This window comes from Peribacillus simplex (assembly GCF_001578185.1).
GTDB lineage: Bacteria > Bacillota > Bacilli > Bacillales > DSM-1321 > Peribacillus > Peribacillus simplex_A.
On record NZ_CP011008.1, the window covers coordinates 543,781 to 567,535 of the forward strand.

Below are 23,755 nucleotides of genomic sequence, written 5' to 3' on the forward strand. Positions count from 1 at the left end.
TCATGACGGAAACGCTGAAAAAGAAATTATTCATTAATGGTAAATGGCAAGAAGCTGAAAAGTTCACGACACTAAAGTCTCCCTATAGCGGGGAAGTTCTAGCGGAGATTCCTTCTGCAAGCCTTGAAGATGTCGAGTTGGCAATAGAATCAGCCTATCAAGCTAGAAAAACAATGGCAGCTTTGCCTAGTCATAAACGCGCTGCCATACTTGAAAAGCTCGCGAGTCTTTTGGAAAGCCGTCAAGATGAGGCAGCTGAAATTATTGCTAAAGAGGCAGCGAAACCGATTAAAACGGCAATGGTTGAAGTATCCCGGACAATTGCCACATATAAATTTGCAGCAGAGGAAGCAAAAAGGATTCATGGAGAAACATTGACGATGGATGCTACAGCTGACGGAGAAGGAAGGATAGGATACACAGTCCGTGAGCCTCTTGGCGTTGTGGGTGCGATTACCCCATTTAATTTTCCAATGAACCTTGTAGCCCATAAAGTAGGCCCGGCCATTGCTGCCGGGAATACACTTGTCCTGAAACCTGCGAGCCAAACACCGCTATCTTCGCTATTTCTTGCTGAACTATTAGCCGAAACGGATTTGCCGGCAGGTGCGTTTAATTTAGTTACCGGAAGCGGTTCGGTTATTGGTGATAGATTAGTCACCGATTCACGGGTGAAGAGCATTTCATTTACTGGAAGTCCTGCTGTCGGAATCGGGATTCGTAATAAGGCCGGATTAAAGAAAGTGAGTCTTGAACTAGGTTCGAATGCGGCTGTAATCGTTGATAAGGGGATCAATATCGATAAAATCATCCAACGCTGTGTATCGGCAGCATTCGCTTTTCAAGGGCAGGTCTGTATTTCCTTACAGCGTGCATATGTTCATGAAGAGGTATATGATGAGTTCGTCAAAAAATTCATAGAAGCAACGAATGGCTTGAAACTAGGAGATTCTTTGGACCCGTCGGTGGATATTTCGGCATTGATCAGCGCTGGTGATGTACAGCGAAGCCTGGATTGGATCGGTGAGGCTAGACAACACGGTGCGATCGTTGCAGCAGGAGGTAAATCTGAAGGGAATATCCTGCATCCAACTGTGTTGCTGGAAGTGGATGCAGTGCTTAAGGTATCATGTCAGGAAGTCTTCGCTCCCATTGTTTTGATCAATAAGGTTTCGTCCGTTGAGGAAGCGATTGATTTGGTCAATGATTCCGAATTTGGATTGCAGGCCGGGATTTACACAGAAAATATCAATCTGGCTCTTTCTGCCGCAGAAAAATTGGAAGTCGGCGGTGTTATCATTAATGATATCCCAACTTACCGTGTCGACAACATGCCATATGGCGGAGTTAAAAAAAGCGGAACGGGCCGCGAAGGGCTGAAATATGCAATTGAAGAAATGACGGAAATGAAACTGGTCATTATTAACCGAAATTAATCAAAAAAAGAGATGAGCAGCTGCTCATCTCTTTTTTTGAGCTGCGGGTTTCATTTTTCTAGGAATCTTGAAAGAGATTGAGATGAAGGATTGCCCATGTGGTATGCAAAAATGAATAGGTAATTCACGGATGAATTTAAATGGTTGACGGGAACGGGGAAGAAAACGTGATTTCCCTATTATTTCAAACTGGCATGAATCTTGCTCATATTATATATAGGTAGAAAACTTAAAACCGAGGAGGAATTTAGATGCAGGAAACTTTACAAAATAACACGAAAAAGGAAGGAACGGGAGCACTGGACTTAAAGATGTTCATCAATGGAAAATGGGTGAATTCGACTTCAGGTGAAAAGAGGGATGTATTGAATCCGGCCACGGGAGAAGTTATTGCTACAGCTGCGGAAGGCACACAGGAAGATGTGGATGCAGCGGTAGAAGCAGCAAAATATGCATTCTATGAAGGTGGATGGTGGGGTACTCCGGCAGTGGAGCGAGCTCGCATTTTATTCAAAATTGCTGACAAAATAGAAGAAAAGGCTGAAGAACTTGCTGCGTTGGAAACATTGGATAATGGGAAACCGTTGCGTGAGGCTCGTTATGACATAGATGATTCAGCAGCCTGTTTTAGATATTATGCAGGGTTGGCTACAAAACCGACTGGTCAGACTTACGAAGTTCCTGATGGTCAGCAAGCGATGGTCGTAAGGGAACCGATCGGTGTATGCGGGCAGATCGTTCCTTGGAATTTCCCTCTAATGATGTCAGCCTGGAAATTGGCCCCGGCACTTGCTGCAGGAAATTCAGTTGTGTTCAAACCATCGGAGGTTACACCAGTGACAGCGGTCAAACTATTTGAAATCATGGATGAGGTCGGATTGCCAAAAGGTGTCGCAAACCTTGTGTTAGGAGCGGGACCAGTTGTCGGACAGGCCATTGCCGAACATGAGGAAATCGATAAAGTAGCCTTTACGGGTGGAACGGAAACAGGACGTAAGATCATGGAGGCTTCACTGGGTAACCTGAAGAAGGTGACATTGGAGCTCGGCGGAAAATCGCCCAATATCGTATTTGCGGACTCTGACTTTGAGACTGCAGTGGATTATGCTCTATATGGGATTTTCTGTAATCAAGGACAGGTTTGTTCAGCAGGCTCCCGGTTACTTTTGGAGGAGTCCATTTACGATCAGTTCATTGCAAGTCTTACCGCGAAGGCAAAACAGATCAAAGTAGGTTCAGGATCTGATGAAAAGAGCCAAATGGGCCCTGTCGTTTCAGAGGCACATATGAACAAAATATTATCGTATATCCAAATTGGAAAGGAAGAAGGAGCCAAGTTAATCGTCGGTGGGAATAGAATTAAAGGAAACGGTTTGGAAAAGGGATTTTTTGTCGAACCTACCATTTTTGTTGATACGACACCGGATATGCGTATTGTACAGGAAGAAATTTTTGGCCCAGTGCTTGTCGTTCAAAAGTTCAAGGATGAAGCTGAAGCTCTTCGACTTGCCAATGATACGAAATATGGATTAGCGGGAGCGGTGTTCACGAATGATATCGCAAAAGCATACCGTGTCATAAAAAAAGTGCGTGCCGGCATCACGTGGATAAACTCATATCATCCGACCTATAATGAAGCTCCTTGGGGAGGATTCAAGCAAAGTGGAAATGGACGTGAACTCGGCACTTTTGGTTACGAGGCTTATACGGAAGTGAAGCAAATCAATAACAACTTGGATATTCAACCAACAGGTTGGTTTGATGAAGAGTAAATAGCTTGACGAAAAGGCTGTTCCTTGGGGAACAGCCTTTTTTGTGGAATCGCAGTTATAATGCCAGAATCATAAATATATTTCTAGAATCGCAGATAAAATCCCGGAAATAGAGATATATTTCTAGAATCGCAGATAAAATCCGGAAATCGTAGATATATTTCTAGAACCGCAGATAAAATCCGGAAATCGTAGATATATTCAAAGGTTGCTGGACATTGATTTACTTTTGTTGGACTTTTTCAAGATCCACCCGTCCTGAAAAGAAAACGGCGCCATTACCCATATCTGAAAGGCGATCTGGGGTAAGGGAATTGATGTGTTGTTTGGTCTCAGGTGTATTCCGCCATAAGCCTTGGCTGACTAGTACGCCGGGTAACACATTTTCACCGGGAGCAGCGGTGAGCAAACATTCACCGCGTCCGTTCCAGATTTTAACCATATCTCCGGAAGCTATTCCTAATGTTTTGGCATCAGCGGCATTCATGTGCAGCTTCGGTTCCTTTTCCAAGGAGATATGTTTGGCATTATTTGAAAAGGTTGAATTCAAGAAGTTGTGATTAGGTGCCGGTATGAATAAAAATGGCAGGTCACTGTCTTTTATGATTGGCGTATATGTTGGCAGAGGCTGGTATCCATCCAGTTTCATCCGATCTGAGTAAAGTTCGATTTTTCCGCTTGGTGTCGGTAGTTTACCTGGGAATATCCGGCGCATCTTTGCTTTGACAAATTGATTCCTTGATAGGGAGTCATAGGTGATGCCATCTAAGTGCGGGTTATCGGGAAAATCCAGCGCCTGCCGTATCATTTCTTCCTCTGAATCTCTAAAAGCTTGTTCCTCAAAGCCCATTCCAACAGCCAAAAGTTTGAACAATTCAACATTCGATTTCGACTCTCCATATTTATTGACTACAGGTTTTTGTATTTGGACGTAATTATGCCAGTATGAATTATAAAAATCCTCCGTTTCATAAGATGATGTGGCAGGGAGGACAAGGTCAGCATACATGGCCGTTTCGGTTAAGAATAGGTCATGGACCACTGTGAATAGATTTTCCCGCATTAAACCTTGCTTCACTTTATTTGCATTCGGAGCGACAAGTGCTGGGTTGGAGCCGTATACAAACATGGATCTAATCGGGTTATCCTTTTCCAAAAGAGCTTGACCGATTTGGTTCATATTAATGGTCCGGGTAGCTTTATTATTCAATAAATCAGGACGTCTTAAGGCATTTGTATTAAAAGCAAGATAGCCTGAATTCCCTTTGATCGCTCCGCCGCCTTCCACCATCCATTGTCCGGTAAGTGCAGGCAGGCAGGCAATGGTACGTACTGCCATGCCGCCATTGTCATGGTGCTGAAGGCCATTGCCTATGCGAACGAATGATGGAGTGGTGGTGCCATACATCCTGGCTAATTCATATAAATCATCAATTGGAACGCCAGTGATCGCGGAGACGGTCGCAGGCTCATATTGGCGGACGTGTTCGCGCAATTCAGCAGCACCCACTGTGTATTCATCGAGAAAAGGCTGATCGACTAGATTCTCGTCAAATAGTATATGCATTAAACCGAGGGCGAGGGCAGTGTCTGTACCAGGAAGAATCGGTATGAACCAATCTGCCCACTTACCGGTTTGGTTTTTATGTACGTCAATGACAACTACTTTGGCCCCGTTTTTTCGGGCTTGCTGCGCAAGCGTAACTTGGTGCATATTTGTGCTCACGGCGTTAATGCCCCACAAGATGAAAAGCTTTGTATGAATTGTTTCTTCAGGGTCGATGCCGAATGAACCACCCATTGTATAGCTGTATCCGACTGAGCCGGCTGCATTACAGATGGAGCGCTCAAGCATGCTTGCACCGAGTTTGTGAAAAAAACGCCGATCCATCCCCTCTGCGCTGAGGTTGCCCATGTTTCCATAAAAGCTGTAGGGAAGTATGCTTTCAGGACCATGCATTTCGATCAGTTCTTTCCACTTTGAAGTGATTGTGTCAATGGCATCTTCCCAGCTGATTGGAGTGAAATTCCCTTCTCCTTTCGGGCCGATGCGCTTTAATGGCTGCTTTAAGCGATTGGGGTCATATAGGCGGGCAGTCATGTTTCGGACTTTGTTGCAAATATTCCCTTTGGTGACTGGGTGATCAGGGTCCCCCAGGACTTTAATGATTTTCCCGTCTTTTTTGTGCAGCAGTAAACCGCATTGATCAGGACAGTCAAGCGAGCAAACAGAGGGAAAGACTCCATCTGGCTGATCGATATAGGATTGCATGGGCGTATTCCTCCTAATAATCTAATCTCATAAATGAATCCAAAATTCTTTTATATCTTAATTATATTGAAAGTGAAATCATTGAAAGGTGCAAGAACTTCTTAACATATGTTTTTTTTTCTGATAAGCTTACAAGATGAAAATTAACCTATATTTATCACAAAACCAATAAGTAATAGGAGGATTCATTTTTGGATTATGGAATTATAGTATCAATTGGGATATATATGGCAGGTATGCTGTTAATTGGTTATTTCGCCTATCGGAAAACGGCCAACTTAACAGATTATATGCTTGGCGGACGGAACTTGGGCCCGGCTGTAACTGCATTGAGTGCAGGTGCTTCCGATATGAGCGGTTGGCTATTGATGGGTCTTCCGGGTGCAATGTACATTAGCGGTTTGAGTGCTGGCTGGATTGTCATCGGCCTGTGTGCAGGATCTTATTTAAACTGGTTATTCGTGGCGCCGCGACTTCGGACATATACGGAAGTGGCCGACAATTCGATTACGATTCCCGACTTTCTGGGAAATCGCTTTAAAGATGAATCCCGGATTTTAAAAGTGGTATCAGCATCGGTCATTTTAATTTTCTTCACCTTTTACACATCTTCAGGTATGGTAGCAGGCGGTGAGCTTTTCCGCTCCACTTTCAATTTGGACTACCGGTGGGGCATCTGGCTGACGGCGAGCGTCGTTATTCTTTATACATTATTTGGCGGATTTCTGGCTGTTAGCTGGACGGACTTCGTACAAGGTACGATTATGTTCATTGCCTTAATTCTAGTACCAGTTGTCACGATTGTAAATATTGGTGGCTGGGATCCTACCTTCAATGAAATAAAATCGATTAACCCGAATTTATTACATGCTTTTGAAGGAACATCAACCATAGGCATCATATCACTTCTGGCTTGGGGACTTGGTTATTTCGGCCAGCCTCATATAATCGTTCGATTCATGGCGGTTTCATCTGTTAAAGATTTGAAAAGGGCACGAAGAATCGGTATGGGCTGGATGATTTTTGCTATCGTAGGAGCCATGTTCACCGGATTGGTAGGGATTGCTTATTTTAACCTGACAGGCAGTCCTTTAGGGGAAAGAAATGCAGAGTCTGTCTTCATCCTTTTAGCTAAAGAACTGTTTCCTTCTTTAATTACAGGTTTCTTGTTGGCGGCGATTTTAGCAGCGGTCATGAGTACGATTGCGTCTCAGCTGTTAGTTTCGGCAAGTGCTCTGACGGATGATTTCTATAAGCAGTTCATTCGGCCAAATGCATCGGATAAGGAATTGGTGCTGGTGGGACGGTTCGGCGTTTTGGCAATTGCTGCCATAGCCCTCATTTTAGCTTTTAATCCCAGTGGTACGATTCTTAAATTGGTGGGTTACGCATGGGCTGGTTTTGGAGCGGCTTTCGGTCCGGTCATTTTGTTAAGCCTGTACTGGAAGCGAATGACGAAATGGGGAGCACTGGCGGGAATGATTGTCGGTACCGCAACCGTGATCATCTGGGAAATGATTGATAAGTTCTCTGAAGTATACGAAATCATTCCCGGTTTCATTGCTGGTACAATAGCGGTGGTTGTCTTCAGCTTATTATCGGCCAAGCCTTCAAAAGATATAGAAGAGGAATTCAATCAGGCCATCAAAAACCTCTCTTGATCCTTTGAAACAGCCCAGTTAAATGGTGCTGGATTTTTTAGAGATATGAAACAATGAATGCAATATATATGATACAATATCCAGAGAGTCCTTATGTTGAAAACATGAGGGCTTTTTTTGAGTGATTTGGGAATAATAAACCAAAAAACAATACAAAGGATAAAACATGAACCAATCTCATAAAATTGCATGTAAAGTGGCTATTATATATATAATCATTGGGGTCTTATGGATTATCGTTACGGATTATATCTCTATGACACAGGCAAAGGAAGATGTTCAGATATATGCAATGTTTCAACATTCCAAAGGGTGGATTTTCATTTTCATAACCGGGCTTTTCTTATACTTCATAATTAGGTATTGGACAGGGGAAATGTTGAGGTCCCAACAGGAATTTAATCTGAAGGATGAACAGTATCAGTCACTGTTCAACCATAACCCGGATTGTGTCCTTGAACTGAATCTCGAAGGTAATGTCGTTTCGATTAACCCGGAAGCTGAAAAGCTGTTAGGTAATAACAGTGACAATTTGAAAGGCAAGAATGCGAAGCATCTCATCAACTGGAATGAAAGGGAAAAGGTATCTGTTTTCTTTATACAGTCCCTTAAAGGCGAGGCTGTAAAATTCGAAACGACCATTCAGAATAAGAGTGGTGAAGAACGGATAATCCGTGTAACCTTTTTACCGATCATCGTTCAAGCGGAGTTGCTTGGAGTATATGCAATCGTTAGGGATATTACTGAATCACGGCGAGAAGAGGAATTGATGATCATGTCTGAAAAGCTATCCGTAATCGGACATCTGGCCGCGGCCGTGGCACATGAGATAAGGAATCCGCTGACATCGTTAAAAGGATTCGTACAGTTAATGGATATGACGAAGGAAGTCAATCCGCTGCATTCTGATATCATGTTAAAGGAAATTGATCGAATTAATATAATCTCGAGTGAACTTTTGGTTCTCGGAAAAAAACAGGATGTCGCTTTCCAAAGGATTGATCTTGCCGACAGTTTACAACAGGTATTCACGTTAATGAAAGCAGAGACGAATTTGAATAATATCGAGATGGGGTTCAGGGTTAAAACCGCCGAACCGATTTATATTATGGCTGATACAATCGAACTTAAACAGTTGATAATCAATATTGTCAAGAACAGCATTGAAGCGATTGACGGAAATGGGAAAATTGATCTGTCGCTGCAAATCATTGATGATCAAGCTGTAGTCAGCGTGAGTGATAATGGTATAGGAATGGTACCCGAGCGCCTTGAACGGATTGGTGAACCTTTCTATTCGACAAAGGAAAAGGGCACAGGGATCGGGCTTGCGATTTGCCGGAAGATCGTTCATCGCCTTGATGGGGAAATGCATTTTGAAAGTGAGATAAACAAAGGAACGACGGTTACAATTCGTATTCCGTTGGCTACTGGACAAGAATAAATGGTACTATGAAAGATAGGAAAAGTTTTATATTAAAGGAGAACGATATGAGCGAATTACCTGCATTAGTGAACGATAGAAAACCATATATACAAGAGGTCTGGAAAAAATCCGGGTTCGGACAACTTACCCCGATTCAAACGAAAGCGATTCCCGTGATTGTTGAGGGAAAAGACATCTTGGCTGAATCACCGACTGGAACCGGAAAAACTTTAGCTTATTTACTGCCATTGCTAGAAAAGATAGATCCTGAAAAAAAATCGCCCCAAGCTTTGATTTTAGCATCATCCCGTGAACTGGTTATGCAAATCAATGAAGAAATTCGCATTTGGTCAGAGGGAAGCGGTATAAATGGTGCAGCATTCATCGGCGGTGCTAATGTAAAAAGGCAGTTGGACAAACTGAAGAAGCATCCACAGGTCATTGCTGGAACACCAGGACGGATTTACGAATTGATTGCCCAAAAAAAATTGAAGATGCATGAAGTTAAGACGATTGTACTTGATGAAGGTGACCAATTGATCACTCCAGAGCATATGGGAACGATCAATAATATTATCAAAACAACGCTAAAAGACCGGCAAATCATGGTGTTTTCGGCAACCCTGCCAGAGGAAACGGAAAAAGCGGCCAGAGGATTCATGAATGAACCCGAAATGATCAAGGTCGATAAGCATGAAAAAATGGAATCGAAAGTGGACCATCTTTACTTTGTTGTAGAGAGACGGGAAAAATCCAAGATTCTTGAGAAAATCACAAGACTTAAAGATGTGAAGGCCCTTGCCTTCCTTAACGATATAGCAGAGCTGAGCGTCCTACATGAAAAGCTGAGTTATAAAGGTGTTGAAATGGGTGTGCTTCACGGGGAATCCAATAAAGTCGACCGGGAGAAGGCGCTGCGCAAGCTTCGTTCCGGAAAATCCCCGATGTTGATCGCAACGGATGTAGCGGCAAGAGGGCTAGATATAAAAGGCCTCACAGCAGTCGTTCATATTGATATGGCTGACAACATCGATCAATATATCCATAGATCAGGGAGAACAGGGCGTGCAGGTGCAGATGGCACTGTTATTTCAATCGTAACGGAAAGAGAAGAGCGAGAGTTGAAAAAAATGGCTCGTGAACTGGAGATTCCATTAACTAGAGTAACTTTCTATGGTGGAAACATCGTAGTCGATGAATGAGTTGGGGAAAAGGGATGGCCGTTGCGGCTGTCTCTTTTTTTTGCAGGAGTCAGATACAATCCGCAAACATGCCTGAACTCCTTCTCGTCTTGAAATTAAAGTGGATATTCATTTTGCAGAATCCACTCTACATGCCTTTTCCACTGTATGGTGGGATTCCCAGTTAACCAAAAATATGCCGATGAAAATGAGTGAACCTCCAACCGCAACGTACCAGTGAACAGGCTCATCCAGCAAGAGGTAGCCAGATAGGACACCAAAAAAGGGAGCTAGAAATAGAAAGGCGCTCGTTTTGGCTGAATCCCCCTTTTGTAATAGGAAAAACCAAACAGAAAATTGAACGATGGATGCCATGATGGCCAGCCATAACAAAATAAGGATGGATGCCTGGGAAATCTTGAAAAAGGGCTGTTCAAAAAGAAATGATCCAATGAGCAGGAGAAAACCTCCGCACAGCATTTGATAGGCTGACATGACCCAAGTGTCGAAGGTATGTCCCCAAACTTTCATCAATAGGGTCGCAATGGACCACGAAATGGCTGACATCAATCCAAGAAGAGTACCGGTCTTCAAATCAAGATGTGCCCCCATTGTGATAAAAACGCCAATAAAGCCGAGCAAAACTCCCGACCATTGTTGCAAGGTGTAAATCGTTCTAAGAAATAGCGTTCCAAAAATGACCACTAATAATGGGTTCATGAATGTCAAGATCGAAAGTTCCCCGGCTGAAATGGTCCTTAAACCTACAAAGATGCATCCCATTACACCAGCCGTCTGGAAAAAACCGATGATACTCAATTTTGACCAGTCCTTGATCTTTTTTGGATGCGGGCGTTTGATGAGCTTGACGACAATGGCCATGATGAAACCTGCTAGGATGAACCGAATCGCTGCAAGTAACATTGGGGAAGTATACGCTAAGCCAATTTTTCCTATAGCGAATGAAGAACCCATTAACGCAGTCGTTAAAATGACCAGAAAACCAAAAATGAATTTGTTCATCTTGTGCCCTCCCGAAGTCTTCAACTATAAATACCAGATTGTGAAATTATATCACACATACTAAAATATGGTTTTTTACAACAGGGATATCCATGCGTGAAAACGCTTCCTTTATGTGGATTTTTGACATATGATATCTATAGACATAGGTTAGGAGGAGATGTTATGACAGGAAAGTATAAACAGTTTGAAACGGCGGTCATACATGAAGGATATGACTCGAAGAAGCATTTAGGAAGCTTGGCAACACCATTATTCCAAACCTCAACATTCACTTTTGAAACGGCCGAGCAAGGGGAACGGCGTTTTGCCGGTATAGAAGAGGGATATATTTATTCACGCCTTGGAAATCCGACGGTACAAGTGCTGGAAGAAAAGATTGCCGCTTTGGAAGGCGGGGAAGCTGGCCTTGCTTTCGGATCAGGTATGGCTGCAGTTTCTGCGGTGCTTTTTGCCTTAACTAAAACGGATGACCACATCCTGTGTTCACAGGGTTTATATGGTTGTACTTTTGGCCTTCTGCAGTTAATGAAAAATAAATACCGCATCACTCATGATTTTTGTGAAATGGATACAGAAGAAAATGTAAGGAAAATGATTCGGCCGGAAACGACCTGCATTTATGTAGAAACCCCGATCAATCCGACGATGAAAATGATTGACTTACAGATGGTAGTGAGAGTAGCGAAGGAATATAATGTGACGATTGTAGTCGATAATACGTTTTCGACACCCTACTTACAGAGACCCCTTGAATATGGGTGTGATATCGTCCTTCATAGTGCTACGAAATATCTTTGCGGACATGGGGATGTCGTTGCGGGCCTTGTCGTTGGTAAGAAGGACTTTATTAATATGGTAGCTGGGACTACACAGAAGGATATCGGTGGAATCATTTCACCATTCGATGCCTGGTTACTATTGCGGGGGTTAAAGACCTTGCCTGTTAGGATGGATCGTCACTCAGCCAATGCAATGAACATCTTTCATGAACTTGAGAAACATCCAAAGGTGAAAAAGGTATATTATCCAGGTGATGAAGCTTCACCGGATCATTATATAATGCAAAAACAGATGAAACACGGAGGCGGCCTTATCTCCTTCGAATTGCATGGTACAAAACAGGATGCACAGGAATTCCTCAATAAATTGAAACTTATCAAAATTGCCGTCAGTCTAGGGGATGCCGAGACATTGATCCAGCATCCCGCTACCATGACGCATTCTGCCGTTCCTGAAGAATCGCGGGAACAAATGGGCATCAGTGACCAACTGGTCCGTCTCTCAGTTGGCCTTGAAGCTTGGCAGGACATCTGGCACGATCTTCAGCAAGCTTTTTAGACCACCAGATTTCCCTATCAGTTCTTCCGATTTTTAATGAAGGTCGTGATCGACACGATAAACATGAGAGCAGCCAGAATATAAGAAATATCTGTGATTACCTGGTAGGGCGCACCATTTCGGATCCCGATGCCAACGAACGCCCAAACGAATACGAGAGGATAGCACCAATCCCGGTTTTTACCAGCAAAGACAAAGGCCAGGATTGTTGCTGCAATCAGCAAAACGATCGTCCAAGCTACACTGGAAATCCCAAAACCGTCCCATTCGATATAGGTATGGTAATAAGAAATGTCGGCGATGGCTGCAACACTCACCCAGCCGGTATAAACGGAAAACGGAAATAGGTCGAAAGGAGTATGCTCCACTTTTTTAATGCTTGTATAACTGACCAATAATATAGCCAAAAGAGCAATGATAATCGTTCGTAATGCCAAGCCAAAAGCCAAGCGCCATTTAGGACACAGCTTAAAGCGAACCAAGGGAAGGATGCCTTATTGGCAGGGCTGTTTTGATGTTTACTTAAAAACTGCCTGAATACCCAGATGGCGAGCAGAAAATAGATTAAACCCCATATGGAAAATACATAACCGGCAGGAGTGAAGAGGACATCCAGTTTATCGGAAATCTCTCCAGGTGTTCGGCCGTTCAAAGGCAGGAAATTGGCTAAAAAATTCATCGTGACGACGAATAGAAAGAAAAGAAAATTGTTGATGGCAATAAGCTTGGGCTTCCTCCTTGTTTGAATTGTAATCCCTATAACCTATTCCACCAATTAGGCCCGGTTAACCTTTTGGAGCACATCGAAGTTACTTGGAGCGGAATTTCATTTTTCCATAAAGTGAGGGAGTTCCTGTAACAAATGAACCATTTAAGTTTAGAAATTTTACATCCTCACTTTAAGGTGATAAAATATTCAAAGATTCATATTATTTTAGTCCTTCGGGGTCGGGTGAAAATCCCAACCGGCGGTGATGAAGAAATTCTAAGCCCGCGAGCCTGATAAAGGCAGGATTTGGTGAGATTCCAAAGCCGACAGTAAAGTCTGGATGGGAGAAGGACGTGTGGAACCCAAGTGTATACGTACGCCTAATTTTTCAAAAAAGAAAATATTGGGCTTTTTAGGTATACAGTTTTTTTCACTCATTTCTCCTGTTAACTCCTTAGGTCATCCTAAGGGGTTTTTTTATATTTTATAAAAGGGGGAAAAACATGTTTACGGGAATCATCGAGGATATCGGTACCGTCCATTCCTTGAAAAAAGGGAAAAGCAGTATGGAGTTGTCGATTCGTTCTGAAAAAATCCTTGAAGATGTTCATCTGGGGGATAGTATTTCAGTCAACGGGGTCTGCTTAACGGTAACGTCCTTCACGAAAAGTTTGTTTACGGTCGACGTAATGCCGGAAACGGTCAAAGCTTCCTCGATCCGGACGTTAAAATTGGGATCACCTGTGAATCTCGAACGAGCCATGAGTGCACAGGGAAGGTTTGGCGGTCATTTTGTTTCAGGTCATATCGACGGGACCGGAACAATCATAAAAAAAGAACGAAAAGAAAATGCCGTATATTATGTAATCCAATTGGAAGAAGGGCTCAGTGCCTTTTGCATTCCAAAAGGCTCTGTAGCCATTGATGGAACGAGCCTGACGATATTTGGAATTGAACGAAACCTTTTGACTGTATCTCTGATTCCATTGACTCATCAGGACACCGTATTGGGACAAAAAGCGGCTGGCGATATCGTTAACATTGAAAACGACATGATAGGGAAATATATTATACATCAAATGAAAAATGGCGATTCAAAACCAGGACTGAATTTAGAGTTTTTGGCAGAGCACGGATTCTAATAAAAGGGCGGTGTAATGATGTTCCATACAATTGAAGAAGCGATCGAGGATTTGAAAGCTGGCAAGGTAGTAATCGTATCCGATGATGAAGACCGTGAAAACGAAGGGGATTTCGTCTTGTTGGCCGAAAAGGCTACGCCGGAAGCGATCAATTTCATGGCGACTCATGGACGAGGTTTGATATGTACAACCATTACAGAAGAACTGGCAGGGAAATTGAACCTGCATCCTATGGTAGGAGAAAATACCGATCATCATGGTACTGCCTTTACGGTAAGTGTTGATCATAAAAGCACTTCGACAGGAATAAGTGCTTTTGAACGGTCCTTGACCATTCTTGAGCTTCTTAAAGAAGGTTCGGTTGCTGAAGATTTTCAAAGGCCTGGTCACACTTTTCCGATAGTCGCTAAAGAAGGCGGCGTATTAAGGAGGGCAGGACATACGGAGGCTTCGGTGGATTTGGCAAAATTATGCGGTGCCGCTCCAGCTGGTGTCATATGTGAAATCATGAATGATGATGGATCGATGGCACGCGTATCCGATTTAGAAGTCATCGCTGGGAAATTCAACCTGAAGTTCATTACGATAGCCGATTTGATTCGGTATCTTGAACAAAGTGATACAATCGGGAAACAGGCACTTGAACTGAACATCCCGAATGCTTGAAGGATTTTTAGCGAAATTAATCTTTAAATGAAAAAAATGATATTTTTTAAAAATTAGGAGGAATTGGACATGGGGAAAGTTATTGAAGCACAATTAATAGGATCAGGATTGAAAGTCGGAATCGTGGTAGGAAGATTTAATGAGTTTATCACAAGCAAGCTTTTAGGAGGGGCATTGGATGGCCTTAAGCGTCATGGCGTTGATGAAAATGATGTTGACATCGCGTGGGTGCCGGGTGCTTTCGAACTTCCGTTAATTGCGAAGAAACTTGTGAATACGGGTAAATACGATGCGGTTATCGGACTTGGAACGGTAATCAGGGGTGCCACTTCACATTATGATTATGTCTGCAATGAAGCAGCTAAAGGCATGGCTTCCGTTTCCTTGGACACAGGTGTACCGGTTATCTTCGGTTTGTTGACAACTGAGAACATTGAACAAGCCATTGAACGTGCCGGAACAAAATCAGGTAACAAAGGCTATGAAGCTGCCGTTAGTGCCATTGAAATGGCCAACCTTGGAAAATTGATAGAACAGTGATTTCACATCAGGAAAGCCGCAGGGAATAACATTCCCTGCGGCTTTTTGATGTGCCGGATTTTAAGGTCAATGAAGCATTTGTGACTTCCTATTTTTCCCCTGTTGTATGGACAATCTTGAAAATGGATAAGGCCACTTATTGGGAGGGACCTAGAAAGATGGATAGGGTAAGACTTTAAGTAGTCACTAACAGGGGAGATGTCAGAATCATTAAAGGTTAACTGTGCTGCCCTGTCAGTTTTAAAGGAATACATGGAAATACAATTTCAAAGTAATGTGTTTTCATTATATTTGGGTATAATTTCTGTGAAATAATGAATCATTAGTGGTTTTTCGAAAAAAAAAACGAACAAAAGCATCGCGTAATGAAAGCATGATAAAATATGCGGATATGATTATGCTACAATTGTAAAGATTGCAATTGAAATTCCTGTCTTTAGGGAAAAGTAAAATTATTAGTTATTAGGAGGGGTTTGTGTGTACCATCTCTTTACACATAATGATTTAGATGGAGTCGGCTGCGGCATTGTCGCTAAGCTGGCATTCGGAGAAGAAGTAGTGGTTAGTTATAATTCAATCGGTCGCCTTAATCAAAATGTAGGAGCATTTCTTGAGCAGGCAAAGATTGAGGATACATTGATTGTTACTGATCTATCGGTTGATGAAGATAACGAAAAAATGATTACGCAGTTTGTGGAAGACGGAGGCAAAGCGCTGCTGATCGATCATCATAAGTCAGCACTGCATTTGAACGAGCATGATTGGGCATCTGTAACTGTCGAGCAGGAAGACGGTAAACAGACGGCAGCAACTTCATTATTCTATCAGTATGCAGTTGATAATAAATTGCTGGAACCCTCAAATATTGTCGCTGAATTCGTTGAATTGGTCCGTCAATACGATACTTGGGAATGGGAAGTAAATAAAAATTCAACGGCAAAACGGTTGAATGACCTGTTTTTCATGATTCCGATAGAGGAATTCGAAATGAAAATCGCAAATAAGCTTTCTACTGCTGAAAGTTTCACTTTTGACGAAGTGGAGCAAACGCTTCTAAATGTAGAAGAAAGTCGAGTAGATCGGTACATAAACAGGAAAAAAAGAGAAGTTTATCAAGCTACGGTCGGTCCACATACAGCTGGTGTGGTCCACGCAGAGTCATATCACTCAGAACTTGGAAACGAACTGTCGAAAGAATTCTCACATTTGGATTATATCGCAATCCTGATGGTCGGAAGTAAAAGAATCAGCTTCCGGACAATCCACGATGACATAGATGTTTCTGAAGTTGCTGGCAAGTACGATGGGGGGGGCCATCAAAAAGCAGCCGGTTGTACCATGTCCGAAAAGGCATATAGTCAATATGTCGAAAAGACCTTCTTTGCCGAGCCTCTTAAACGCGATGCACATAAAAATCAATTGAATGTAAAAGAATCCCCAGAGGGATGCCTATATTCAACAAGAGAAAAACAGGACATATTCATCTATGAAGATGAAGAAGAGGAATGGATTGTTGAAATCAACGGAAAACAACAGAAAAAAACATTCGATACATTTGGGGATGCGGAAAAATACATGAAGCGGAAATATGCGGCATGGCTGGCCCATGATGAGAGATATGAAGAGTTTGTCAATAAAGGGTGAATAGGAAAAGCGGCTGTCCGAATGGAATAGCCGCTTTCTTAGTTTCTTCCATCGAAATTCATGATTTTATCTTTTGAGCGGGACAGGATGTACAATCGTACGTGACTGTTTTTTTGGAATGGAATTTTGGCGATGAAGGATTGCATTTATTTCTCCGCCAATCACAAAGATCAGACCACTCAAATACAGCCATAGCATCAAGATGATGACGCCTCCTAAACTGCCGTATGTGGAAGAATAGTTGGCAAAGTTACTGACATAGAATGAAAATCCAAGTGATATTCCAAGCCAAAGTACAGTTGCGGTCACTGCCCCGGGGATGACATGCTTAATGGGAAAACTTTTATTAGGTGCAAAGCGATAAAGAAAAGTCAGGACGAGTGAGATGACTGCAACCGCGATAATCCACCGTAATAAGCTGAATAAAATTTGCATTTCTTCAGGAATCGGAATGACTTGCTGTAATATATCGATGATGACTTTTCCGAAGACTGGGAGACCCAACATGACGATGAATGCTACAACCAAGCCTAATGTCAACATAATGGAGATGAAGCGGGCTTTAAGGAAATTCCTTGTTTCTTCAACATCATAAGCGATATTCATGGAATGGATGAATGCATTCATTCCGTTGGAAGCAGACCATATGGTGCCAAGGAAACCAAAAGTCAGTAAGCCGCCGTTCCGTTCAGATAATATGTTGATGATATTTTTCTCGATGACTTCCATCGTTTCCGTAGGCATGAAGGTTTTTATCGTGTCCAGGGCTGTCTGAATATCAATATTCAGATAAGGTAATATGGACAGCAGTAAAATGAGTAAAGGGAATAGTGCGAGTAAATAGTAATAAGCTTGTTCAGCGGCCAGCCCCGTTACACGATCTTCCTTTATTTCTTTAATCAGTTCCTTTGAAAATTTAATCGACTTATTCATTCGCATCACTCCTGAATAGTTACTTAGGTTATCTGCTTCTTTTCCCTCTGTTCATGTAAGTTAATCCTCAAAAATTAAAAGAAATTGAAATGGGCTTCCAAAGAAGAAGTCCCTTTCATGTTTAATCCGCCCGCTTGTAGAAGCTTGTAACAATGATATAACCTGCAATTACTCCAGTGATCGTATTTAATGTGGTGGATCCATTTGCGCCGAAATAACCAAAAACCAGCTTTGAGAGGGGCAAATCAATTTTAACTGCTTCAGAGAAATACAAAATCGGAATGATGGCGAAGTAAAGGAATGGCAAGCCAAGGATGATTATTCTTAGCCAATTCACTTTCAAATGCCCTTTTTTTGAAAAAATTTGCAGAATTCGGGGAATGGCGAGTACCATGCCCAGGAAAATCGGGAATGAAGATTCGAACAACAAGTACCCCTTAATCTCGTATGTTTCGCGGCTAAGCTTAAATAGGTGCTGTTGGTACTTTAATCCTATGAATAATACGCCCGATAATACTACTAGGAATATTAAATATCTAATGGCTCTTTTCAAAGAAAGATTCATGATTTTTGCCCCCTTTATAACAAGTATAATAACAACTAGTAAATAATGGAAGTTATTTCGAGTGTGTTATTATAGGTAAACAGAAAAAAAGCCAGACAGCTTGACTGGCTTTTTTATCTATTGCACTTCTTTTCCCTGTTCCTTTGGAACCTTAGGAGGGGTCCATTTGAAGACTTTATTTAGGATATTATAGATGTGTTTGGATTCTTTTGTAAGGATCGGCCCAAGAATCGCTAAGGTCAAAACATAAAGTGCCGCGAACGGGGTTAGTATAGGCATTAAACCGCCGGCAATGCCTAGGTTTGCCAAAATTATGGAGAATTCGCCACGTGAAACGATCGTTAAACCGATGTTTGCGGAAGCTCTGTGAGATAAACCGGATTTGCGTCCGGCAATCATACCAGCAACAAAGTTACCGATTATAGTGATGATGACAGCTCCAAGAACCATCCAGACAGCTCCACCAAGCGTCGTCGGATCGATACTCAATCCAAAGCTAAAGAAGAATATGGCCCCGAAGAAGTCTCTAAAGGGAATGACAAGTTTCTCAATCCTGTCGCTGTGTTCCGTCTCAGAAAAGACTAGGCCGAGCAGTAATGCACCAATGGCTTCTGCAACATGAATCGTTTCCGAGAAACCTGCAATGAAGAATAGTAAAGCGAACACGACGATGATAAAAATCTCATCAGAGGTTATATTGAATAATTTGTTAAGGATCCCAGATGCTTTCCGGGCGATAACAAAAAATACAAGCATATACCCAATCGCGATAAAAGTAGAAAGTAACGTTCCCCAAATGGAACCAGAGGAGCTTAATACCAATCCGGATACGACTGATAAATAAACAGCGAGGAAGATATCTTCAAACATGATGATGCCAAGGATAAGCTCCGTTTCATTGTTCCCGGTCCTTTTAAGGTCCACAAGCACCTTTGCCACAATGGCGCTGGATGAAAAGCTGATTATCCCTGTTAATATTAGTACTTCTTTTAAAGGAAGACCGAGAAGGAAACCATATACAAAGGCTAATCCCGCGTTGATTACAATGTAATACGTTCCGCCTGTCACGATATTTTTCCCGGACTTCATAAGCTTTTTAACGGAAAATTCCAGACCTAAGTAAAAAAGAAGGAATAAGATACCGACACGTCCGAGGAACGCTATGATTTCATCACTTTCAATGAAACGTAGGTCAAGTAATCCGAATTGTGGGGCATGAGGGCCAACGAGCATCCCGATGATAATTAATAGTGGAACATTTGAGATTTTAAATTTACCTGCAACGAGAGCAGCCAATGCTACTAGAAGTAGGGCAGTTCCCACTTCAAAGACTAAATGGTCCATATGAGCTTAGTCACTCCTTTCGTCGGTCAATAATTCTCTTGTCAGGTTACGGATATCTTTTCTTTCCCCGGATATCACAAGGGTATCGCCTGTTTCGATGATAGAGTCGGGACCAGGATTATTCAGTTGTTTTTTTCCTTTTTTCGAATGGGCAATGACGGTTACGTTATAATTGCTCCTGATATCTATCGAACCGATCGTTTGATTGATGGCCTTGGAACCAGGTTCCACTTTGAACCATTCAATCACTAAGTCTCCCAATGACATTTCAATCGTTTCAAGTGCTTGTGGTTTATAAACCATTCCGCCTATGATGGAAGCCATTTGCCGTGATTCTTGATCGTTAAGGGTGATGCTCGATATGACGTCTTCATGTTCACTATCAAAATGGTACAATTCCCGACGGCCGTCATCGTGAATAACGATTACTAACTTTTCATCATTCCTTGTTATGATTTCAAATTTTTGACCAATACCAGGAAGTTCACTTTCTCTAATTCTCACTGGAATTCCTCCTTAAAATGTTGGTTAGAGTTTACAGAAGATAGCAGAATGTTATAAGTTAACGTCAATATTCGTCTTGAATTTCTTCTCCTTGGATATGCCGATGTATTTTAATGTCTCCGATGGACTTGAATGATGGTAATGCTTTTGTATCAAGGCTAGTGAAACTCCTTGTTTATAGGCATGGTAGCCAAAAGTTTTACGCATCGAACTTGCTCCGAATTTACCCGTCAGACCTGCACCTTCCACAGCATCATGGATAATCCGGTGCGCCTGTTGACGTGTAATCGGCTTTTTCGTCTTAGGGGAAAGAAATAAAAACTGACCTTCGATAACCTTCGAACCTTTAAGGTATTCTTGTAAGGCAGTTCGGACTTTCAGGTTCAAATAAATTTGGTTGACCTCGTCATTTTCCATCCGTTGCTCATAGAACTCCTTGATTTTTCCAGTTTCATCAAGAACGTTAGCGGCGGTGATTTCGAGCATTTCATTTATCTTCATACCAGTATTGATGCCAAGTACGAACAATAAATAATCCCGACTGGAATGAGCTCGTAAGTATGTTTTAATTTTGCTGATCTGATTGATATCCTTAAAGGCTTCTACATATTCCATAAGATCTTCTCCTCTTACCAATGTAACATAATTATATTATATCACAACTTATGTTACATTGCATGAGTTTAGTCCTGGAGAAATAATCTTTCCCAAAAAGCAACGCATACTGTCGAACTAAAAACCATTTTCCTTATTCTCTACCCAAACGAGGTAAAATATATCAGGGAAGATATTTAACTAAAATGTGGAGATTATCATCATGGGAACATCAGGCTTGTAGATAAAAAAAAGAAACCCCAAGTTGGGATTCCTTCATCATTTTAATATACGGCTTTTTGTAATTTGTGAATGACCTCAAGTGAAAGCCCTGTTCCGATGGCAACTGATTCAAGCGGATTATCTGCAAGTTGGACTGGGACGACAATTTCATTCGTCAGCCATTCTTGTATCCCGTTGAGAAGTGCACCCCCGCCGGATAAAATGACACCTTGATCGACGATATCCCCGCTTAATTCAGGAGGACAGTCTTCCAAAGTGGCCCTGATTGCTTCCAATATATGAAGAAGCGATTCTTGGATGGCTTCCTGGACGTCAGTGGATGATATTGTAATCGGCTTTGGAAGACCCGTTACAAGATCGCGGCCCCTGACTTCCATGGTGATCACAGGATGTTCAACGAGTGCGTAGCCAATTTCTTTTTTTATTTCCTCGGCTGTTCTTTCCCCGATCAGCACATTATGTTTTTTTCTAACATATTGGCTGATATCTTCATCCAATTGATCTCCACCAATTCTAATTGAATTACAAGAAACGACGCCGCCGTAAGATATGATTGCGACCTCAGTCGTGCCGCCGCCGATATCAACGATGACATTGGCAATGGGCTCTTCGACAGGCAGGCCTGCGCCGATTGCTGCCGCTACTGGTTCCTCAATAAGGTGGACCTGTTTGGCTCCGCAGCTTTTGACAGCATCCTGAATGGCCCTTCTCTCAACTGATGTGGAACCTGATGGTGTACAGACCACTACACTAGGCTTTCGAATCGATAAGCCTAATGCCTTACTTGCTTTTTTCATGATTTCCCGAAGCATTTGCGCGGTTACATTAAAATCCGCAATGACACCGTCCTTAAGTGGACGGATCGCAACGATATTTCCAGGTGTTTTCCCGATCATGTTCTTAGCATCCACACCGACTGCCAATACTTTATTAGTCTCTATATCAATGGCCACCACCGATGGCTCATTAAATACGATTCCTTTATTTTTACTGTAAACTAGCGTATTTGCAGTTCCTAAGTCAATGCCTATTTCTGTATTTGATAACATCTAGTCACCCCTCCATAAGAGTTTGACCCCCTATATATTCATTCTACCTTTTATAGCGAGTTTGTGGGGGTGGGAAATCTAGTAAATTGTGGAAATGCCGAACTGTTCCTTTCATAGAGCGAAAACATGATGAAATATAAAAATGCGCTGGCGATGGAGAGCGGGGCCAACATTCTGCCTATTGCAGCTGCTGCAAAATATTTCCCCATGTGTAAGGGCAAGCTTGGATACAAATGCTTGCCGTTGACTACCAAATCGATCTGCACAATAGCCGCCAAATAAATTGGCCACGACGGCAAAAAAATGTGAAAGGATCAGCGGTAATCCAAGAAAAGGAAAATGAAACCCAGGATAACCGGCAAGGTAGATTTTTAAATTATTTCCAATCTCGTAAGTCATAAGTAATTCTTGCTTCCTCGTATTTTCCCCATCATACCCCTCGCTTCAGGGTGCAAGACAGCTTTGAACCAGCTTATTTTATGTTAAGATATAGATGAAAATCCGCTTAGATAAAGAAGGTAATTTTGTGAGTGCAAATTTAATCGAGAGTAAGAGTTTTAGAGTCATCTTTACATCTTTTTTAGCTTTCCTGGGTGGATATGCGTTTGATGGCCTTGGGATATACTTACCATGGATGCTAGGACCATTATTCGTGGTGATGATTGCGAAAGTGAAGTTAGGGAAGTACATGTTTTGGTCTAAAACCTTTAGAAGCACAGGATTGGTCATTCTTGGTTTGCAACTGGGCAGTTCATTCACGAAACAATCGTTAAATGAGATGCTTGAATATTTGCCGGTTATGCTTTTTACGACAATCGCAATCATTTTGTTTACAGTTTTGACTGGCTGGTTTATAGGGAAGCGAATGGACTTATCATTGAGCACTTCCATGCTTGGCAGTTTTCCGGGAGGTCTATCCCAGATGGTGGTCTTAAGTGAGGAAATGAAGGATAGTGATGAAACGGTTGTAGGTTTCATGCAAACACTTAGGGTCATCCTTGTGATATCCATTGTTCCTTGGCTTGTGACCCATGTAATGTCAGTTGAATCAGGTGCGGTATTGGACAAATCGGAGCGGCCGTTTTTCTTATTTGAATATGATGGAAAGTTAGCAATCATGATGTTGGCAACCTTGCTATTATTCATCTACATCACAAAGAAGGCGAATTTCCCGCTGCCTTTTTTACTAGGACCTCTCATGGCCGCAGCCTTATTTAATTTAGTAGGTCCAGGTGCCCCGCAAATTCCTGACTTTTGGTTGAACTTTTCGCAATTGTTGATTGGCGCACATTTAGGCTACACACTGAAGGTTGATAATCCCCGACTTTTCAGAAAGATGTTCGGGGCCGTATTCCTCAGTAATGTCCTGTTAATTGGATTTTGCTATTATCTTTCCATTCAATTTGCTCCGATCCTATCCTTGCAGGCGAACGAATTATTTTTGAGCATGGCGCCAGGCGGCGTGGCCGAAATGGCAGTCACAGCCATGTCTGTACATGTGGATTTATCCGTTGTCACAAGCTTTCATTTATTCAGGATCTTATTCATTTTATTTTTTCTATCACCCATCATAAAATGGTTGGATGGAAGAATCCATGGGAAGCAGAAACAGGGACAAGGCTGACAGGCTTTGTCCCTGTTTTCAATATGGAATTACTATGTCGAAAACTTTTAGCATTGCCCATAAAAGGGTAGCACTCACGAGTAAAA

Annotated in this window: 20 protein-coding genes, 1 pseudogene and 1 riboswitch; of the genes and pseudogenes, 11 read left to right on the plus strand and 10 right to left on the minus strand. The window is 42.2% G+C overall.

Features of this window, described 5'->3' with window-relative positions:
- Positions 1–2 precede the first annotated feature (2 nt).
- Positions 3–1,436 (plus strand): aldehyde dehydrogenase family protein, encoded by a 1,434-nt coding sequence (locus UP17_RS02585; RefSeq protein WP_061465947.1) that lies wholly within the window; start codon positions 3–5, stop codon positions 1,434–1,436.
- A 251-nt stretch (positions 1,437–1,687) separates the two neighbouring features.
- Positions 1,688–3,208 (plus strand): aldehyde dehydrogenase family protein, encoded by a 1,521-nt coding sequence (locus tag UP17_RS02590; RefSeq protein ID WP_061461457.1) that lies wholly within the window; start codon positions 1,688–1,690, stop codon positions 3,206–3,208.
- A 223-nt stretch (positions 3,209–3,431) separates the two neighbouring features.
- Here the strand turns inward: UP17_RS02590 and UP17_RS02595 are convergent, their stop codons facing one another.
- Positions 3,432–5,480 (minus strand): molybdopterin oxidoreductase family protein, encoded by a 2,049-nt coding sequence (locus UP17_RS02595; protein ID WP_061461460.1) that lies wholly within the window; start codon positions 5,478–5,480, stop codon positions 3,432–3,434.
- Between the two features lie 191 nt (positions 5,481–5,671).
- On the opposite strand from UP17_RS02595, the gene putP reads away from it, so the two are divergent.
- The 3 genes from putP (at position 5,672) to UP17_RS02610 (ending at position 9,769) form a co-directional block, all read left to right on the plus strand.
- Entirely contained in the window at positions 5,672–7,141 is a 1,470-nt protein-coding gene (gene putP, locus UP17_RS02600; protein WP_061461462.1) for a sodium/proline symporter PutP, read from the plus strand.
- 166 nt (positions 7,142–7,307) lie between these two features.
- On the plus strand, positions 7,308–8,585 hold the full coding sequence (locus UP17_RS02605; protein WP_061461464.1) for an ATP-binding protein: 1,278 nt from the start codon (positions 7,308–7,310) through the stop codon (positions 8,583–8,585).
- Between the two features lie 47 nt (positions 8,586–8,632).
- On the plus strand, positions 8,633–9,769 hold the full coding sequence (locus tag UP17_RS02610; RefSeq protein ID WP_061461466.1) for a DEAD/DEAH box helicase: 1,137 nt from the start codon (positions 8,633–8,635) through the stop codon (positions 9,767–9,769).
- 108 nt (positions 9,770–9,877) lie between these two features.
- Here the strand turns inward: UP17_RS02610 and UP17_RS02615 are convergent, their stop codons facing one another.
- Positions 9,878–10,771, minus strand: a complete 894-nt coding sequence (locus UP17_RS02615) for a DMT family transporter (protein ID WP_061461468.1) — start codon at positions 10,769–10,771, stop codon at positions 9,878–9,880.
- Positions 10,772–10,936: 165 nt separating this feature from the next.
- Between UP17_RS02615 and megL the strand changes: the two genes are divergently transcribed.
- On the plus strand, positions 10,937–12,112 hold the full coding sequence (gene megL / locus UP17_RS02620) for a methionine gamma-lyase (protein ID WP_061461471.1): 1,176 nt from the start codon (positions 10,937–10,939) through the stop codon (positions 12,110–12,112).
- Positions 12,113–12,129: 17 nt separating this feature from the next.
- Here the strand turns inward: megL and UP17_RS02625 are convergent, their stop codons facing one another.
- Positions 12,130–12,594, minus strand: coding sequence for a hypothetical protein (locus tag UP17_RS02625; protein ID WP_250211746.1), 465 nt, complete (start codon positions 12,592–12,594; stop codon positions 12,130–12,132).
- Between the two features lie 452 nt (positions 12,595–13,046).
- Positions 13,047–13,177, plus strand: a riboswitch (FMN riboswitch).
- Between the two features lie 147 nt (positions 13,178–13,324).
- On the opposite strand from UP17_RS02625, the gene ribE reads away from it, so the two are divergent.
- The 4 genes and pseudogenes from ribE to UP17_RS02645 all read left to right on the plus strand — a co-directional run bounded on the left by ribE (position 13,325) and on the right by UP17_RS02645 (position 16,813).
- Positions 13,325–13,963 carry a riboflavin synthase gene (ribE, locus tag UP17_RS02630; RefSeq protein WP_061461474.1) on the plus strand — a complete coding sequence of 213 codons (639 nt, stop codon included), beginning with the start codon at positions 13,325–13,327 and terminating at the stop codon, positions 13,961–13,963.
- An 18-nt stretch (positions 13,964–13,981) separates the two neighbouring features.
- Positions 13,982–14,620 (plus strand): annotated as a pseudogene (gene ribB, locus UP17_RS02635) (3,4-dihydroxy-2-butanone-4-phosphate synthase); the annotation flags it as partial.
- Between the two features lie 78 nt (positions 14,621–14,698).
- On the plus strand, positions 14,699–15,169 hold the full coding sequence (gene ribH, locus UP17_RS02640) for a 6,7-dimethyl-8-ribityllumazine synthase (RefSeq protein WP_061461475.1): 471 nt from the start codon (positions 14,699–14,701) through the stop codon (positions 15,167–15,169).
- Between the two features lie 477 nt (positions 15,170–15,646).
- Complete coding sequence (locus tag UP17_RS02645) at positions 15,647–16,813, plus strand: DHH family phosphoesterase (protein WP_061461477.1); 1,167 nt, start codon at positions 15,647–15,649, stop codon at positions 16,811–16,813.
- Positions 16,814–16,879: 66 nt separating this feature from the next.
- On the opposite strand, the gene UP17_RS02650 is transcribed toward UP17_RS02645, so the two are convergent.
- The 7 genes from UP17_RS02650 to UP17_RS02680 form a co-directional block, all read right to left on the minus strand.
- Positions 16,880–17,746 carry a YihY/virulence factor BrkB family protein gene (locus UP17_RS02650; protein ID WP_061461479.1) on the minus strand — a complete coding sequence of 289 codons (867 nt, stop codon included), beginning with the start codon at positions 17,744–17,746 and terminating at the stop codon, positions 16,880–16,882.
- A gap of 121 nt (positions 17,747–17,867) precedes the next feature.
- Positions 17,868–18,311: a hypothetical protein gene (locus UP17_RS02655; RefSeq protein WP_061461481.1), complete on the minus strand. Its 444-nt coding sequence runs from the start codon at positions 18,309–18,311 to the stop codon at positions 17,868–17,870.
- Between the two features lie 117 nt (positions 18,312–18,428).
- On the minus strand, positions 18,429–19,655 hold the full coding sequence (locus UP17_RS02660) for a cation:proton antiporter (protein WP_061461483.1): 1,227 nt from the start codon (positions 19,653–19,655) through the stop codon (positions 18,429–18,431).
- Between the two features lie 6 nt (positions 19,656–19,661).
- A complete protein-coding gene (locus UP17_RS02665; RefSeq protein ID WP_061461485.1) occupies positions 19,662–20,159 on the minus strand; it encodes a cation:proton antiporter regulatory subunit in 498 nt (165 codons plus the stop codon).
- Positions 20,160–20,210: 51 nt separating this feature from the next.
- A complete protein-coding gene (locus UP17_RS02670; protein WP_061461487.1) occupies positions 20,211–20,774 on the minus strand; it encodes a tyrosine-type recombinase/integrase in 564 nt (187 codons plus the stop codon).
- A gap of 263 nt (positions 20,775–21,037) precedes the next feature.
- Positions 21,038–22,045 (minus strand): rod-share determining protein MreBH, encoded by a 1,008-nt coding sequence (gene mreBH, locus UP17_RS02675; RefSeq protein ID WP_061461488.1) that lies wholly within the window; start codon positions 22,043–22,045, stop codon positions 21,038–21,040.
- Between the two features lie 111 nt (positions 22,046–22,156).
- The gene (locus UP17_RS02680) at positions 22,157–22,444 is read right to left on the minus strand and encodes a hypothetical protein (RefSeq protein WP_061461490.1); all 288 of its coding nucleotides are present in this window, start codon (positions 22,442–22,444) and stop codon (positions 22,157–22,159) included.
- 127 nt (positions 22,445–22,571) lie between these two features.
- Between UP17_RS02680 and UP17_RS02685 the strand changes: the two genes are divergently transcribed.
- Positions 22,572–23,669 (plus strand): AbrB family transcriptional regulator, encoded by a 1,098-nt coding sequence (locus UP17_RS02685; RefSeq protein ID WP_061461492.1) that lies wholly within the window; start codon positions 22,572–22,574, stop codon positions 23,667–23,669.
- Positions 23,670–23,755: the final 86 nt, after the last annotated feature.

What these genes read in the sequence shown, in the direction of transcription:
- UP17_RS02585 (WP_061465947.1), top strand. Translation starts at nt 3, where the DNA reads ATGACGGAAACGCTGAAAAAGAAATTATTCATTAATGGTAAATGGCAA.
- UP17_RS02590 (WP_061461457.1), top strand. Translation starts at nt 1,688, where the DNA reads ATGCAGGAAACTTTACAAAATAACACGAAAAAGGAAGGAACGGGAGCA.
- UP17_RS02595 (WP_061461460.1), bottom strand. Translation starts at nt 5,480, where the DNA reads ATGCAATCCTATATCGATCAGCCAGATGGAGTCTTTCCCTCTGTTTGC.
- UP17_RS02605 (WP_061461464.1), top strand. Translation starts at nt 7,308, where the DNA reads ATGAACCAATCTCATAAAATTGCATGTAAAGTGGCTATTATATATATA.
- UP17_RS02610 (WP_061461466.1), top strand. Translation starts at nt 8,633, where the DNA reads ATGAGCGAATTACCTGCATTAGTGAACGATAGAAAACCATATATACAA.
- UP17_RS02615 (WP_061461468.1), bottom strand. Translation starts at nt 10,771, where the DNA reads ATGAACAAATTCATTTTTGGTTTTCTGGTCATTTTAACGACTGCGTTA.
- megL (WP_061461471.1), top strand. Translation starts at nt 10,937, where the DNA reads ATGACAGGAAAGTATAAACAGTTTGAAACGGCGGTCATACATGAAGGA.
- ribE (WP_061461474.1), top strand. Translation starts at nt 13,325, where the DNA reads ATGTTTACGGGAATCATCGAGGATATCGGTACCGTCCATTCCTTGAAA.
- ribH (WP_061461475.1), top strand. Translation starts at nt 14,699, where the DNA reads ATGGGGAAAGTTATTGAAGCACAATTAATAGGATCAGGATTGAAAGTC.
- UP17_RS02650 (WP_061461479.1), bottom strand. Translation starts at nt 17,746, where the DNA reads ATGAATAAGTCGATTAAATTTTCAAAGGAACTGATTAAAGAAATAAAG.
- UP17_RS02655 (WP_061461481.1), bottom strand. Translation starts at nt 18,311, where the DNA reads ATGAATCTTTCTTTGAAAAGAGCCATTAGATATTTAATATTCCTAGTA.
- UP17_RS02660 (WP_061461483.1), bottom strand. Translation starts at nt 19,655, where the DNA reads ATGGACCATTTAGTCTTTGAAGTGGGAACTGCCCTACTTCTAGTAGCA.
- UP17_RS02670 (WP_061461487.1), bottom strand. Translation starts at nt 20,774, where the DNA reads ATGGAATATGTAGAAGCCTTTAAGGATATCAATCAGATCAGCAAAATT.
- mreBH (WP_061461488.1), bottom strand. Translation starts at nt 22,045, where the DNA reads ATGTTATCAAATACAGAAATAGGCATTGACTTAGGAACTGCAAATACG.
- UP17_RS02680 (WP_061461490.1), bottom strand. Translation starts at nt 22,444, where the DNA reads ATGACTTACGAGATTGGAAATAATTTAAAAATCTACCTTGCCGGTTAT.